Genomic DNA, 15342 nt, shown 5'->3' on the forward strand with positions numbered 1-15342 from the left:
AATGTTCCGCTTTGATGGGGGCGGGCAGGGCGCTAGTCTGACCAGCAGTAACAGATCACACGCAACACCACAGGAGATGGAAAATGGCGAAAGTACTGGTTCTTTACTATTCGATGTATGGTCACATGGAAGACTTCGCGAACACCGTGGCGGAGGGCGCTGCGAGCGTTGATGGCGCCGAGGTGACGGTCAAGCGGGTTCCGGAGACCATGGACTCCGACGCCTTCGCAAACGCTGGCGGCAAGGCCGATCAGCAGGCGCCGGTGGCAACCCCGAACGAGCTGGCTGATTACGATGCTGTCCTTTTCGGCACGCCCACCCGCTTCGGCAACATGGCCGGCCAGATGCGGACCTTCATGGACCAGACTGGCGGGCTCTGGGCGAAGGGCGCCCTGCACGGCAAGCTCGCCAGCGTGTTCGGTTCAACCGGTACCGGTGGCGGTGAGGAACAGACCATTACCACCTTCTGGGTGACCCTGGCCCACCACGGCATGACCATTGTGCCGATCGGCTACGGTACGGGGGAGCTTTTCGACATCTCCCAGCCCGGCGGCGGCACCCCCTATGGGGCGACCATGCTGGCAGGCGGTGACGGCTCCCGGCAGGCGGACGAGCGCGAGAAGGCGATCGCCCGGTTCCAGGGTAAGCATGTGGCGGAGCAGGCAGTGAAGCTGTTCGGCTGATCCATGAAGGGCCCCGGCTGTGCCGGGGCCATCGCGCGCGAGGCGCGCTCCTACCGCTGGCTTTCCGGGGTGACCCGCATGACTTCCTCGATGGTGGTCAGCCCGGCAGCGACTTTCTGGGCGCCGGACAGGCGCAGTGACATCATGCCCTGCTTATAGGCTTCCCGGCGCAGCTGGTTCACGTCGCATTCAGGCGTGATCAGTTCCTCAACCGCGCCTTCCACGGGCATGATCTCGTACACCCCCGACCGCCCCAGGTACCCGGTGTTGCGGCACTGCAGGCAGCCGACCGGCTCGCAGGGATGCTCCGGCGTGGGTGCTTTCCAGGGGCGGGTAAGGGTTCGCCAGGCTTCCGGATCGATGCTGCCTTCCGTTTTACACCCGGTGCACAGGGTCCTGACCAGGCGCTGGGCCATGACCCCGATGACCGTGGCCCGGATCAGGTAGCTCGGCAGTCCCAGTTCGAGCAGCCGGGTCAGGGCACTGGGGGCATCGTTGGTATGCAGGGTGGAGAGCACCAGGTGGCCGGTCAGCGCGGCCTGAACCGCCATGTCCGCGGTCTCCTGGTCGCGGATCTCGCCGATCATGATGATGTCCGGATCCTGGCGCAGGAGCGCGCGCACGCCATGGGCGAAGGTCAGATCGATGCCGTGCTGGACCTGCATCTGGTTGAACGCCGGTTCCACCATCTCGATGGGGTCCTCGATGGTGCAGATGTTCACATCGTCCGACGCCATCTGCCGCAGCGTGGAGTAGAGGGTCGTGGTCTTGCCGGAACCCGTGGGACCGGTGACCAGGATGATGCCGTAGGGGTTGTCGGTGATGCGCTGCCAGCGCTCGCGATCATCGCGCGAGAAGCCCATCTGCTCGAAGGGCTTGAGCAGCACCTCCGGGTCGAAGATCCGCAGCACCATCTTTTCGCCGAAGGCGGTGGGCATGGTCGCGATGCGCAGCTCCACTTCGCTCTCATCCGGCTTGCGTGTCTTGATGCGACCGTCCTGGGGGCGACGCTTTTCCGCCACGTTCAGCCGGCCCAGGATCTTGAGCCGGCTGAGCACGGCAATGCCCACGTTGATCGGGAATTCGTAGACGGTGTGCAGGACGCCGTCGATCCGGAACCGCACCTGGGACATCTCCCGGCGGGGTTCGATGTGGATATCGCTGGCGCGCTGCTCAAAGGCGTAGTGCAGCAGCCAGTCGACGATGCTGACCACGTGCTGGTCATTGGCGTCCGCCTTGCCTTCGCCCAGGTCGAGCAGTTGCTCAAAGCTCTGGACGTGTTTGCTGGCATCCTCGCCACCCGCTTTGCTGACGGAATTGGCCAGCTGGTAGAACTCCACGGTGAAGCGGCGGATGGACGCCGGGTTGGCCACTACGGGGGTCACCGTCCGCCGGGTGATGTGTTCCAGGTTGCTGATCCATTCGCGCTGGAACGGCTGGGCGGTTGCCACCTGGACCTCATCGCGGGTGACTTTCACGGCCAGGATGCCATTGCGCTGGGCGTAGGCGTACGACATCACGTCCGCCACCGAGGGTACATCCACCTTGAGCGGGTCGATGTGCACGTATTCCAGCCCGGACCAGTGGGCCAGCCACTGTGTGAGGGTATCCAGGTCCAGGAGGCGGCCGGTATTGGCATCCTGGAGCTGCGCGTCCGCAATCATCTCCAGCGGGTGCCTCTGGGCATCCGAGCCCAGGTTGGCGTTGCGTACCTCGCGCGCTTCCTCCTCGGAAATGCGCCCATCCCTGACCAGGGCATCGCAGACCTGGGGCAGGCTCAGTGGCTGGTCACGCTCGGGGCTGGATGCTCTCGCCATGGTTGCTCAGCCCGAGGTGATGCCGGGGTTGCGCGGGTCCTGGCGCAGCTTGAAAAGGGCCGCTACGAAAAAGACCAGTGTCAGGATCAGCGGAATAACACTCGTCAGGGGCCAGCCGTACAGATAGGAGCTGACCGACAGGGGCGCGAAGTAGATCATCATCATGAAACAGGCCCAGATGTAGGTGATGTTCCGGCCCCGCAGGAGCCCGGGCACAAAAATGACCAGAGGCACGAGTTTGATGGCCAGGATGGCGGCTTTGGAAGCGCCCTCCACCGGGGCTGGCCAGAAAGTGGTCAGCGCAAGAATGGCCATGAGTGAGAAAAAGCTTGCCAGCCCGACCCAGTGGGCCAGTGGCAGGTCGGAGTGGCGGCGTGCGGTCTCGGTCATTACGGGCGATTCACTTCAGCGGGTATGGATTACGGAGGCCGGTTTTGCCGTTACAATGTTCGATCCGGCTTTGCCCGTTACTCTATCAGGAGGTTGGCGGTGATTCATCTCATGCGCGCGACGGTTGTCGTGCTGATGCTCGCGCTGGCGGGCTGTGACGGTATGCCCGGCGGTCTGGGCGGCAGCGCCGATTTTGCCGCCGCCAAAGGTGACGTGGTCAGAACCAGCGAGCTGGAGGGCCAGTGGGTCTTCGTCAACTACTGGGCTGAATGGTGCAAACCCTGCTACGAAGAGATCCCGGAACTGAACGCGCTGGATCAGCGCGACGGAGTCCGGGTTCTGGGCGTGAACTTCGATCAGGTGGAAGGTCAGCCTCTTCGCACCCTCATGGAGGACATGGGCATCGAGTTCACCGTCGTCACTGACGATCCCCAGGCCCATTACGGCTGGGAGCACCCGGTCTCCCTTCCTGCTACCTTTGTGATCAACCCGGAGGGGGACGTGGTCGAGGCCCGCTTCGGTGAGCAGACCGAGGAGGAACTGGTCGAGGTCATGGAGTAGCCCTGTGTCGCGTACATTCGTTCATCTTCGTATTCATTCGGAGTATTCGCTGGTCGATGGCCTGATCCGGATCAAGCCACTGATCGAGCGCGCGGCGGAAATGGGCATGCCCGCCATCGGGCTGACCGAACAGTCCAACATGTGCTCGCTGGTGAAGTTCTACGAGGGCACCACCAGCGCCGGTATCAAGCCCATCATTGGCGCGGATATCTGGCTGCGTAATCCCGAGGACCCGCACAAACCCTTCCGCATTACCCTGCTGGCACGCAACCAGACCGGCTTCGGCAACCTGACCGAGATCATCTCCCTGGGCTATACCGATGGCCTGGCCACCGGGATACCACTGGTGGAGCGGGAGTGGATCGAACAGAGAGCGCAAGGCCTGCTCATGCTCTCCGGCGCCCGAGACGGGGACATCGGCCGGGCCATACTGGCCGGCAAGCAGGAACTGGCCGAGGAACGGGCCCGCTACTGGGCCGCCCTGTTCCCCGGCGCCTTCTATTTTGAGCTCCAACGCACCGGCCGCCCCTATGACGAGGACTGTGTGCACGGGCAGGTGGCTCTGGCCCAGATGCTGGAACTGCCGGTGGTGGCCACCAACGACGTCCACTTCCTGGAGGCTGATGACTTCGAGGCCCATGAGGCCCGGGTCTGTATCGGCGAGAGCAAGACCCTGGATGACCCCCGGCGTGAGCGGCGCTTCAGCGACCAGCAGTACCTCCGTTCCCAGGAGGAGATGATCGAGCTGTTCGAGGATATCCCGGAGGCGATCGACAATACCATTGAGATTGCGCGCCGGTGCACGGTCCCGGTCAAGCTGGGCGAGATCTCGCTGCCCCAGTACCCCATCCCGGAAGGGATGACTATGGATGAGTACTTCCGCAAGGTCTCGGAAGAGGGGCTTGAGAAGCGCCTTGAGCGCATCCTGGACCGCACGGATCCCAACTATGAAGAGAAGCGGGCGCGCTACTACGAACGCCTGGACTTCGAGCTCAACATCGTCAACCAGATGGGGTTCCCGGGCTACTTCCTGATCGTGATGGACTTCATCCAGTGGGCCAAGGACAACGGGGTGCCCGTGGGGCCCGGGCGTGGCTCGGGTGCCGGCTCTCTGGTGGCCTACGCGCTGCTGATCACCAACATCGACCCGATGCAGTACGATCTGCTGTTTGAGCGCTTCCTCAATCCGGAGCGTGTGTCCATGCCGGACTTCGACGTGGACTTCTGCATGGAAGGGCGCGACCGGGTCATCCACTATGTGTCCGAGCGCTACGGCAAGAATGCCGTCTCCCAGATCATCACGTTCGGAACCATGGCGGCCAAGGCCGTGGTGCGCGACGTCGCCCGGGTCCAGGGCAAGTCCTACGGGCTGGCGGACCGCATGTCCAAGCTCATTCCCTTCGATCCGGGAATGACCCTGGAACGGGCCCATGAGGAAGAAGAGCCGCTGCGCGAGTTCCTGGAGCAGGACGAGGAAGCCCAGGAAATATGGGAGATGGCGAAGAAGCTCGAGGGCATCTGCCGTAACGCCGGCAAGCACGCCGGCGGCGTGGTGATCGCGCCCACCAAGCTGACCGATTTCGCCCCGCTGTATTGTGAAGAAGACGGCGGCAGTGTCGTCACCCAGTTCGACAAGAACGACGTGGAGGAGGCCGGGCTGGTCAAGTTCGACTTCCTCGGCCTGCGGACCCTGACCATCATCGACTGGGCCCTGGCCATGGTGAACCGTCGCCGGCGCGAGCGCGGCGAGGCGGATATCGACATCGACGAGATTCCACTGGACGATCAGCCCTCCTTTGAGCTGCTCAAGAAGGCCGAGACCACGGCGGTCTTCCAGCTGGAATCACGCGGCATGAAGGACCTGATCCGGCGTCTTGAGCCCGCCAGCCTTGAGGACATGATCGCGCTGGTGGCCCTGTTCCGGCCCGGGCCGCTGCAGTCCGGTATGGTGGATGACTTCATCGACCGCAAGCACGGGCGCCAGCCCGAGGCCTACCCGCACCCGGATTTCCAGTACGACGGTCTCAAGCCGGTGCTTAAGCCCACCCATGGCATCATCCTCTATCAGGAGCAGGTGATGCAGATCGCCCAGGTCATGGCGGGCTTCTCCCTTGGCCAGGCGGACCTGCTGCGTCGGGCCATGGGCAAGAAGAAAGCCTCCGAGATGGAAAAGCAGAAGAAGGCGTTTCTCGAAGGCTGCGAAAACAACGGCATCAGCAAGGAACTGGCGGACAACATCTTCGATCTGGTGGAAAAGTTCGCCGGCTACGGCTTCAACAAGTCGCACTCGGCGGCCTACGCGCTGGTCTCCTACCAGACTCTGTGGCTCAAAGCCCATTACCCGGCGGAGTTCATGGCGGCGGTGCTGACCGCGGACATGCAGAACACCGACAAGGTGGTCACGCTGGTCGAGGAATGCCGCCGCATGGGGCTGGATCTGGTGCTGCCGGACGTGAACACCAGTGAGTTCAGCTTCACCGTCAATGATGATGGCCAGGTGGTCTACGGTCTTGGCGCGATCAAGGGCCTGGGTGAAGGGCCCATTGAAAGCATCACGGCGGCGCGCCAGGAAGACGGTGCCTTCCGCGACATGTTCGATTTCTGCGCACGCGTGGAGATGCGCAAGGTCAACAAGCGCGCCATCGAGGCACTGATCCGCGCCGGCGCCCTGGATAACCTGGGCCCGAGCCGGGCGAAGATGATGGCCAGTATCGACAAGGCCATCCAGCAGGCCGGCCAGCTCAGCCGCAATGCCAATGCCGGCATGGGCGACCTGTTCGGTGAGGATCTGGTCTCCACCGGGGATGAGAATCCCTTCGCGGATGTGGCCCACCTGCGCGAGTGGAGCGATAAGCAGCGCCTCCAGGCGGAGAAGGAAACCCTGGGGCTCTACCTGACGGGTCATCCCTTCGATGCCTACGAGAGCGAGGTCCGCCATTTCGTGCCCACGCCCATCGCCAACCTGCAGCAGGGCAAAGGCACCCAGCGGATTGCCGGCCTGGTGGTGGCGGTGCGCACCATGAAGAACCGCCGTGGCCAGCCCATGGCGTTCGTCACCCTGGACGATCGCAGCGCCCGCATTGAGGCGACCCTGTTCACGGACGCCTTCATGGAGTACAAGGATCTTCTGCAGGCGGACAATGTGCTGATCCTGGAAGGGCGCATCAGCTACGATGACTACAGCGGATCGCTCAAGATGACCGCGGACGGTGTGATGGACATCAATGCCGCCCGCCGCCAGTACAGCCACGGCATCCGCCTTGCGGTGGATCGGCCACAGTGCGCCAACGGCTTCCTGGATCATCTGGAGGAAGTGTTGCGGCCCTATCGCGGTAACGGCTGCCCGGTTAATCTGGCCTATTACAGCCCGGATGCGAGCACGCTGATCCGCCTGGGTGAGGACTGGCAGGTGCAGCCGGACGACGAACTTCTGTTGAGCCTGCGCCACCTGCTGGGCGACGATCGCGTGACTTTGGTATACGATGAATAAACGGTTGCAAGAAACAACAGATGGAGCGCCATGAACCCCCAATACCTGGATTTCGAACAGCCCATCGCCGAACTCGAGGACAAGATCGAGGAACTCCGTCTGGTCGGCAATGATGCCGACGTCAACATCTCGGAGGAGATCAACAGGCTCCGCAACAAGAGCATCAGCCTGACCGAGAGCATATTCGGCGACCTCAAGGCATGGGACATCGCGCGGCTGGCGCGCCATCCCCAGCGTCCCTACACACTCGACTACATCGATGAAGTGTTCACGGATTTCGATGAACTCCACGGTGATCGCAGCTTTGCGGATGACCCGGCCATTGTGGGTGGCCTGGCACGGCTTGATGGCCGGCCGGTGATGGTCATCGGTCACCAGAAGGGGCGTGAGATCAAGGATAAGGTTCACCGCAATTTCGGCATGCCCAAACCCGAGGGTTACCGCAAGGCGGCCCGGCTCATGCGCATGGCCGAACGCTTCCAGCTGCCGCTGATCACACTGATCGACACGCCCGGCGCCTATCCCGGCATTGGTGCCGAGGAGCGCGGCCAGAGCGAGGCGATTGCCAATAACCTGGCACTGATGTCCCGGTTGCAGACGCCCATTATCTGCACCGTCATCGGTGAGGGCGGCTCCGGGGGCGCGCTGGCCATCGGCGTCGGTGACCGGCTCTGCATGCTCCAGTATTCCACCTATGCCGTCATCTCGCCCGAGGGCTGCGCGTCCATCCTGTGGAAGAGCGCCGACCACGCCGCGGACGCGGCCGCGGCCATGGGTGTGACCGCGGACCGGCTCAAGTCCCTGGGCGTCTCCGACCGGATCATTCCGGAGCCGCTGGGCGGTGCCCACCGCGACCAGTCCACCATGGGCGCAAGCCTGCGGGAGGCCCTGGTTGAGGAGCTGGACGCACTGGAGCAGCTCTCCATTTCCGAACTGGTCGAGCAGCGGTACGAGCGCCTGACCCGCTACGATGCCAGCAAGCAGTGAACCGCCGGCGCCGGAGGCCTGGCCCCAGGATCTGAACGGGGCCTTTCACAACCTGCCGGAAAGCCGTCGCTGGTGGGTTGCTTTCAGCGGCGGCTGCGATTCCACCTTTCTTCTCTACTGCCTGGCCGCGCTGGCGCCACGCCACAATGCCCATCTGCATGCCATTCATCTCCATCATGGTCTGAACGCGGCCGCGGATCAGTGGCAGCAGCACTGTGAGCGGGTCTGTGACGCGCTGGCTGTGCCGCTGGTGAGTGAGCGGCTGGCGCTTGATCCGGAGCAGCCGGATCTGGAGGCCCGGGCCAGAAACGCCCGGTATGAGTGCTTCGAGTCCCTGTTGGAACCGGGGGATCTCCTGTTCATGGCACACCATGGTGACGACCAGGCCGAGACCGTGTTGCTGCGGCTGTTGCGCGGCAGTGGCGTGCGCGGGCTGGCCGGGATGCCAGCGGAAAGGGAACTGGGCAGCGGTCGTCTCGTACGCCCCCTGCTGGGCATGGAAAGGCGGCGCATTGAGGCTCTGGCCCGTGACTGGGCGCTGGACTGGTGCGAGGACAGTTCCAATGGGGATACCCGCTTTGATCGCAACTACCTGCGCCACGAGATCATGCCGCGTCTGGAAGCGCGTTGGCCCCGAAGCGGCCGGCGCATGGGCCGCAGCGCTGAGCACTGCCGGCAAGCGGAGCAGCTGCTTTCGGAGCTGGCCGACATCGATGCCGGAAGCGCGGCCAGCGGGCAGGGCATCAGTGTCCAGGCACTGGGTCAGCTGAGCGGGCCCCGGCGCCAACAGTTGCTGCGTCATCTGCTGATCCGCCACGGTTGCCAGCCTCCGGGTGAACGGCGCCTGGCGTCCGGGCTGGAGGCACTGCTCCACGCGCCCGATGACGGTCAACCGGAACTGCGCGGGGAAGACTGGCGGGTCTGCCGTTTCCGGGATCAGCTCTGGCTGGTTCCGGATCTACCCGTGGTGGGCCGGGATGCGGCGGTTGAATGGTCTGTGGGCAACGATCTGGAGTGGTTCGGAACCCGGCTGTCCGCCGAGCGATATGAGGGAAGCGGCCTGGCTGTGAATGCGGGTGAGCGTTTCCGGATCCGGGCCCGCTCCGGCGGTGAGCGTTTCCGCCCCGGTCCCGGCCAGCCCCATCGCCCGTTGCGCAAGTGGCTGCAGGAGCAGCGCATTCCGCCCTGGGAACGGGCACACCTGCCGTTGGTATTCAGTGGCGGCGGGGAACTGGTGGCGATTGCGGATCTCTGGCTGGCGCCGGAGTGGCGCGCGGGGGAAGGGCAGACCGGCTGGCAGCCGGTCTGGCACCGCCCATGGCAACTGCTGAAGGCGGCGCCGTAACCTGGATTACTTGCGGCGCTTGAGCGCCCAGATTTCCAGCAGGGCCCATTCCTCGCCCGGGTAGTTGGAGCGCTCCAGCTCGGACATGAGCCGGTGGCGTGAGGCCATGCTGCCGACGAACTCAAAGCGCTCGAGCAGGATGCGCTTGGTGGCGTCCGCCGCTTCCAGTGCGAAGGGGTTGAGGAAGTTCACCAGCAGGTAGCCTTCGTCGTCGCCAGCGGCGAATTCATCCATCAGGCGTTCCACCGCGTGGGGCTCGAGATAGACCAGGGCCGCCGTGGAGATCAGGATATTGGCGTTCTTCATGGTCTTTTCGAGTTCCGCCTGGGTCGCGGCATCCGGCGTGTTCAGGTCAGCCTGGATGGTGTTGTCGTAGATGCCGGCGGACTGGCCGTAGGCCAGGGCGTTGGCGGAGATGTCGATGCCGGTGACACTGGCGTTGAAGCGGCGCGGCTGGGCCACTTTTTTGCAGGCTTCCGTGTCCTTCCAGTTCTCACGGATGCCGTTGAGATCCATACCGTTGATGGTTGCCATGGTGGTGTTGCCGAAGCATCCGGCGAGGTCAACAACATTGAGGGCACCACTGGCGGCCTTCTTCTCGGCCCAGGGCAGGATCAGTCGATCAAAGGTCTGGCGGTTGAAGTTGTCCGAGACGTAGTCGAGTTCGTCGAGGATGCGTTCCTTGAAGGGGACGGGCGTTTCCGCCACATAGATATCGTCAAAGTGCTGTTTTTTCTCGTCGGTTTTTACGCCTGAATCACTCATGCGCTCATTTCCATATTGCGAAAGGGGCGCTTATGATCGTCGGGGGTGGGGGACCGGGTCAAGTCGGCCAGGTGATAACAGCCTCCACCATCCCTTCCCGTGGATGCCGGAATTCGAACCGGGCATCGAATCGTTCCGTGATCGCACGCACGATGGTGAGCCCGAGACCGTCGCTGCGCTCGGGGTCTGCCGGCGCGTGGTCCCCGGCTGGATTGGTCACCGTCATTACAAGGTCCGTGCCGCTGCACTGGACCCTCAACTCGACCGTTTCCCCGTTGGTGCCGTGGCGCAGCGCATTCTCCAGCAGGTTGCGCAGGGCTGTTGAGGCCAGTGGCGCGGGAAGTGGCAGATCCGGGAGTGATGCCTCCGAATCGATGCGGATTCGATCGCGCTCCGGCAGATCCGCAATGGCCTGATGGATCACTGTTTCCACGGCTGCCCGTTCATGGCCGTGCGCGCCCGCCCGTTCAACCCTGGCAAGCATCAACAGCTGCTCGATGATGCGCTGCATGCGTTGGATGCCCGCTTGCGCCTGGTCCAGGGCCCGGCTGGCTTCGGGTGCCTGGCGTGCTGCTACCTGCAGGTTTGTCTTGATGGCGGTCAGTGGCGTGCGCAGTTCATGGGCCGCCTGACTGGCGAAGTGCTGTTCGCGCTGTATCGCCTCGTTCACCCGCGCCAGAAGATCATTCAGCGTTGAGACCACTGGCTGGAGTTCCGCCGGAGCTGATCCGATGTCCACGGGGGTGAGCATGGAGGGGCGGCGTCGGGAGACCTCACGGCTGAGTTGCTCAAGGGGCGCCAGACCCCGGCTTATGCCGAACCAGACCACGCCGATGCCGCCGGCAAGTGCCAGCGCAAAGGGGGCAACCAGCACCAGGAGAATGCCTTCGCGAAGCTCTCCGCGCTCCGTCATGCGGTCCGCTGTAGTGATGTGCAGCCCGTTGTGCTCAAGGGTATAGAGACGCCAGCGTTCTCCGCTGATCATCGTGTTCCGGTAGCCGGGCTCGCGGGCGTCCAGGGCCTGGCTGTTGGCGCCTTCGGTGCGCACCAGCACCTCACCGCCGGCGGCCTGGATCTGGCAGGCCACGCCCTCGGACTCCGGCTGCACCAGCTCCGTATCACTTCGGGGGCTTTCCAGGAGTCCGGGCTGACGGGCGACCAGACCCGCGACCATCCGCGCGGAGGCTGCCAGGCGCTCATCCAGGGTATCGGAAACCTGGCTGCGCAGGTCGAGGAACAGCAGCGCAGCGGCGGATGCCCACAGAACCCCAAGGGCCAGCCCCACGCCCAGAACCAGTCGCCGTTTCAGCGTCATTGCGGTTCCCCGCTGTCATCGCCGGGTGGAGGGCCCAGCCGGTACCCCATGCCGCGGACCGTCTGGATCAGCTCCCGACCCAGTTTCTGGCGCAGGTGGTGAATGTGCACATTGAGAGCATTGCTGCCAATCTCGGTGTCCATGCCGTACAGGGCGTCCTTGAGCTGCTCTCCTGTCAGGATGCTGCCACCGGACCGCAGGAACTTTTCCAGCAGCAGGAGCTCCCTGCGCGGGAGGGTGACCGGTTCCCCGTTCATGGTGACCTCGCCGCGTTCCGGCATGAATCGCAGGCTGCCATGCTCGATCGCGGGCGTGGCGCGGCCGGATGCGCGGCGCAGCAGGGCCCGCAGCCGGGCGCTGAGCTCGTCCAGATCAAAAGGCTTGAGAACGTAGTCGTCCGCTCCGGACTCCAGCCCGGTCACCCGGTCATCCATGGCGTCCCTGGCCGTCAGTACCAGAACCGGCACGGTGACGCCCCGGGTCCGCCACTGGCGCAGCAGTTCAAGGCCATCCCCGTCCGGCAGGCCAAGATCCAGGATCACGATATCGGTGTTCACCGTCGCCATCGCGTGTTCCGCGCTCCTGGCACTGGTGACCCGGTCGACCACAAAGGAATCCATCTCCAGGCCGCTGACCAGACCGGAGGCCACCAGATCATCGTCCTCAATCAGCAACACATGCATCTTAATGCCCACTTAATCGGTACCCTGCACAATCCTGCCAGTTGCGTGAACAGCAGGGAGACAGAATGAGACACACCCAGTCAGCAGCGACGGTGATGGCAGCCCTGTTCCTGATGCTTGCCGGCATGATACCGGTTCAGGCGGCCATTGATCAGTCGGATTTTCTATCCCCGGAGGAGGCGTTCCAGTACGAGCTGGTTCCCGACGGTGATCAGTACCGTCTGGCGTGGGATATTGCGGATGATTACTACCTCTACCGCAAACGCATGACCGTGAGCGGCCAGGACGCTGAGCCCGCGAGCGTGAGCTACCCGGAAGGCGAGATCATCACCGACGAGTATTTCGGGGAGTCCGAGGTCTATTACGGTCAGGCCGAGGTGCTGATTGACCCGGGGGAAGCCCGCACCCTGGAGCTGAGCTGGCAGGGCTGCGCGGACGAGGGCCTGTGCTATCCGCCCCAGAGTGCCACTGTGACACTGGAGGGAAAAACGGCCAGTCCCGGTGACGGTGATGGCGGGAATCCCAACGCTGAACAGGCTGGCTGGGCAGCACCACAAGCGGAGGATGAATACCTGGCCAGCAGCCTCGCGGACAGCAGCCTGGCCTGGAACCTGGTCCTGTTCTTCGGGCTGGGCCTGCTTCTGGTCTTCACGCCCTGTGTGCTGCCAATGGTTCCCATCCTGTCCGCGGTGATTGTGGGCAGCCAGGCGGCGCGCGGCCGGGCCTTCTGGCTGTCGCTGACTTTCGTGGTCACCATGGCAGCAACCTATGCGGTGCTTGGGGCAGCGGCGGGGCTGATCGGTGCCAATCTTCAGGCCGCGTTCCAGGTGCCGCTGTTCATCGGTGGCCTGGCGGTGCTCTTCGTGCTGCTGGCACTGTCGATGTTCGGCGTTTATGAGCTTCAGTTGCCGGCCTTTATCCGGGAGCGTCTTGAGGCGATGAACGGTCGCCAGACGGGCGGCCATCTGGGTGGTGCGGCGCTGATGGGCTTCTTTTCGGCCCTGCTGGCGAGCCCCTGTATGACCGCGCCGCTGGCGGGCGCTCTGTTGTACATCGCCGAGTCCGGTGACGCGCTCAACGGCGGTCTGGGCCTGTTCGCCCTGGGGCTGGGCATGGGCGCGCCGTTGGTGGCATTCGGCACCCTTGGAGCGAGTTTCCTCCCGAAACCCGGCAGCTGGATGAACGGCGTCAAGGCGGTGTTCGGGGTGATTCTTCTGGGTACCGCTGTCTGGTTCCTGGAGCGTATCCTGCCTGATCATGTAGTCATGGCACTCTGGGGCGTTCTGGCGGTCATTGTCTCGGCTCTGGCGCTGAATGCAGTGCGCCATGCCGCCCTTGCTGAACCAGCACGGGCTCTGGCAGCGGCGTTGGCACTGGTGGTGGGTCTCTGGGGCGCTCTGATGCTGGTCGGCGCGGCTGGCGGCGGCAGTGCCCTGTACTCCCCGCTGACACCCTTTGTGGGGGGCGGTGAGCCCGCCGGTGACACCGGAGAAACCGATGATGGGATGGCCGGTTTTGAGGTGATCAAGTCACCTTCGGACCTGGATCAGGCGGTGGCCCGTGCCGGAGAGCAGGGGCGGTGGACCCTGCTGGAGTTCTATGCGGACTGGTGCATCACCTGCGAGGTGATCGAGGAAGAGGTCTTCGGTGATCCCAGGGTCCAGAAGGCGCTGGCGGATGTGCAGCTGCTCCAGGCGGACGTCACCGCCAACGACCGCACGGATCAGGCACTGATGGATGAACTGAAGGTGGTGGGACCGCCCACGATCATGCTGATCGGCCCGGATGGGCAGGAGCGCCGTGGCTATCGTGTCACCGGCGAGATCAGCAGCGAGGCCTTCCTGGAAAGGCTTTCCGCTACGGGCGCGTCGTCACTGTGAAGGAGGTATTGATGTCATCAATCGCCGTGGGGCCGCTGAGCCTTCCGGTTGCCCAGGTCCTGATGATCGTGGCCTTTGCAGTGGCGCTGTTTGCCGGGGCCGTGGCAGGGCGCCGTGAGCAGGTGAGCGTGGGCGGGCCGCTGACGGATATTCTGCTCTGGTCGCTGGTCTGTGCGCGGATTGGTTTCGTGGTGCTCTACTTTGATCACTACCGGGATGACCCGCTGGGCATCATCGATATCCGCGACGGCGGCTTCCATCTGGTGTCCGGCCTGATCGGCTGTGTCGCGGTAACCGCCTGGCAGCTCTGGCGTCATCCGGCGCTGCGCCAGGCGCTCGGGATTGCGGTGACCGTCGGTGTGCTGGTCTGGGCGCTTCCCTTTGGTCTGATCAAGCTGATGCAGGTCCAGGGGCAGGGGATTCCGGATGTGACGGTGGAATCACGCGAAGGCAGTGAGCGGCCACTGGCGTCATTGGCGGACGGCCGCCCCATGGTGGTCAACCTCTGGGCCTCGTGGTGCCCTCCCTGTGTGCGTGAGATGCCGGTGCTGGAAGATGCTCAGGAAAGCCACGGGGATATCGCCTTTGTGTTCGTCAATCAGGGGGAAGGTACACCGACCATCAACAGTTTCCTTGATGAACATGACCTGACGCTGCGCAACGTGGTCCTGGACCGCAGGCGCGAGGTGGCTTCCAATACCGGCAGCCAGGGGCTGCCCACGACGCTTTTCTACAACGCATCCGGGCAGCTGGTGACCGTCCATCATGGTGAGCTCTCCAGCGCGACCCTCGCGGATAACCTTTCCGAATTCGAAACCGACAAAGGAGATAACAACCAATGAGTCCCCTCAACACCGGAGCCTACCGGCTTGCCGCCGGCCTCCTGCTGATCCTGGCCCTGGCCCTGGCTCTGCCGGCCCACGCCCAGCAGCAGACCATGGATGGCGACGCCATCTGGCAGACCCTGGAGGACAGCAACTGGGTGCAGGACGGCGCTGATGACGCGGACAGGATCATCTACACCTTCACCGATCCCAACTGCCCCTACTGCGATCAGTTCCGCGAACAGGCCGCGCCCTGGATCGAAGCGGGCCGAGTCCAGCTGCGTCACATCATGGTCGGGATCATCAAGCGCAGCAGCACGCCCAAGGCGGCCACGATTCTCGGCAGCGAGGATCCTGAAGCGAAACTGGCGGAAAACCGGAAAGCCTATGAAAGTGGCGGGATCGAGCCCGACGAGGCGCTCGTGAAGGAAGCGGAAGGCCAGGTCCGGGAGAACAACTTCCTGATGCGGGACCTGGGCGCCAGGGCCACGCCCACCACCATCTACTGGGATGGGAATGGCGAACTGGCGGCCAAGCAGGGTGCACCCCGGCCCCGGGAAATGCCCGCGATCATGGGCAGCCAGAAGCCGGAGTGACCTGCG

13 protein-coding genes are annotated in these 15342 nt (G+C 64.0%); 8 read left to right on the forward strand and 5 right to left on the reverse strand.

Features of this window, described 5'->3' with window-relative positions; genetic code table 11:
* Positions 1-83: 83 nt before the first annotated feature.
* Positions 84-683 (forward strand): NAD(P)H:quinone oxidoreductase, encoded by a 600-nt coding sequence (gene wrbA / locus F3089_RS11235; protein WP_151440888.1) that lies wholly within the window; start codon positions 84-86, stop codon positions 681-683.
* Positions 684-733: 50 nt separating this feature from the next.
* On the opposite strand, the gene tfpB is transcribed toward wrbA, so the two are convergent.
* Positions 734-2500 carry a type IV pilus assembly ATPase TfpB gene (tfpB, locus tag F3089_RS11240; protein WP_151440889.1) on the reverse strand — a complete coding sequence of 589 codons (1767 nt, stop codon included), beginning with the start codon at positions 2498-2500 and terminating at the stop codon, positions 734-736.
* Positions 2501-2506: 6 nt separating this feature from the next.
* Positions 2507-2890 carry a DUF2069 domain-containing protein gene (locus F3089_RS11245; protein ID WP_151440890.1) on the reverse strand — a complete coding sequence of 128 codons (384 nt, stop codon included), beginning with the start codon at positions 2888-2890 and terminating at the stop codon, positions 2507-2509.
* 111 nt (positions 2891-3001) lie between these two features.
* Here F3089_RS11245 and F3089_RS11250 point away from each other — a divergent pair, with 111 nt between their 5' ends.
* From F3089_RS11250 to tilS, 4 genes are read left to right on the forward strand one after another with little or no spacing between them, the layout of a single operon-like run.
* The gene (locus tag F3089_RS11250; protein WP_151440891.1) at positions 3002-3451 is read left to right on the forward strand and encodes a TlpA family protein disulfide reductase; all 450 of its coding nucleotides are present in this window, start codon (positions 3002-3004) and stop codon (positions 3449-3451) included.
* Positions 3452-3455: 4 nt separating this feature from the next.
* Positions 3456-6941 (forward strand): DNA polymerase III subunit alpha, encoded by a 3486-nt coding sequence (dnaE, locus tag F3089_RS11255; RefSeq protein ID WP_151440892.1) that lies wholly within the window; start codon positions 3456-3458, stop codon positions 6939-6941.
* Between the two features lie 30 nt (positions 6942-6971).
* A complete protein-coding gene (accA, locus tag F3089_RS11260) occupies positions 6972-7928 on the forward strand; it encodes an acetyl-CoA carboxylase carboxyl transferase subunit alpha (RefSeq protein ID WP_095617924.1) in 957 nt (318 codons plus the stop codon).
* A complete protein-coding gene (gene tilS / locus F3089_RS11265) occupies positions 7912-9273 on the forward strand; it encodes a tRNA lysidine(34) synthetase TilS (protein ID WP_151440893.1) in 1362 nt (453 codons plus the stop codon). Before accA ends, tilS begins: the two co-directional genes overlap by 17 nt.
* 6 nt (positions 9274-9279) lie before the next feature.
* Here the strand turns inward: tilS and F3089_RS11270 are convergent, their stop codons facing one another.
* The 3 genes from F3089_RS11270 to F3089_RS11280 are packed head-to-tail and all read right to left on the reverse strand — an operon-like array spanning position 9280 to position 12036.
* Positions 9280-10038, reverse strand: coding sequence for a class I SAM-dependent methyltransferase (locus F3089_RS11270; RefSeq protein ID WP_151440894.1), 759 nt, complete (start codon positions 10036-10038; stop codon positions 9280-9282).
* A 58-nt stretch (positions 10039-10096) separates the two neighbouring features.
* Positions 10097-11353, reverse strand: a complete 1257-nt coding sequence (locus F3089_RS11275; RefSeq protein WP_151440895.1) for a histidine kinase dimerization/phospho-acceptor domain-containing protein — start codon at positions 11351-11353, stop codon at positions 10097-10099.
* Positions 11350-12036: a response regulator gene (locus tag F3089_RS11280; RefSeq protein WP_151440950.1), complete on the reverse strand. Its 687-nt coding sequence runs from the start codon at positions 12034-12036 to the stop codon at positions 11350-11352. The genes F3089_RS11275 and F3089_RS11280 overlap by 4 nt, the downstream gene beginning before the upstream one ends.
* 65 nt (positions 12037-12101) lie before the next feature.
* Here F3089_RS11280 and dsbD point away from each other — a divergent pair, with 65 nt between their 5' ends.
* The 3 genes from dsbD to dsbG are packed head-to-tail and all read left to right on the forward strand — an operon-like array spanning position 12102 to position 15336.
* Positions 12102-13916, forward strand: a complete 1815-nt coding sequence (gene dsbD, locus F3089_RS11285) for a protein-disulfide reductase DsbD (protein ID WP_151440896.1) — start codon at positions 12102-12104, stop codon at positions 13914-13916.
* A gap of 11 nt (positions 13917-13927) precedes the next feature.
* Positions 13928-14758 carry a TlpA disulfide reductase family protein gene (locus tag F3089_RS11290; RefSeq protein WP_151440897.1) on the forward strand — a complete coding sequence of 277 codons (831 nt, stop codon included), beginning with the start codon at positions 13928-13930 and terminating at the stop codon, positions 14756-14758.
* On the forward strand, positions 14755-15336 hold the full coding sequence (gene dsbG, locus F3089_RS11295) for a thiol:disulfide interchange protein DsbG (protein ID WP_151440898.1): 582 nt from the start codon (positions 14755-14757) through the stop codon (positions 15334-15336). Before F3089_RS11290 ends, dsbG begins: the two co-directional genes overlap by 4 nt.
* The last annotated feature ends 6 nt before the right edge of the window (positions 15337-15342 follow it).

The sequence above is a fragment of the Halospina sp. K52047b genome (assembly GCF_008709855.1).
GTDB lineage: Bacteria > Pseudomonadota > Gammaproteobacteria > Pseudomonadales > Oleiphilaceae > Halospina > Halospina utahensis_B.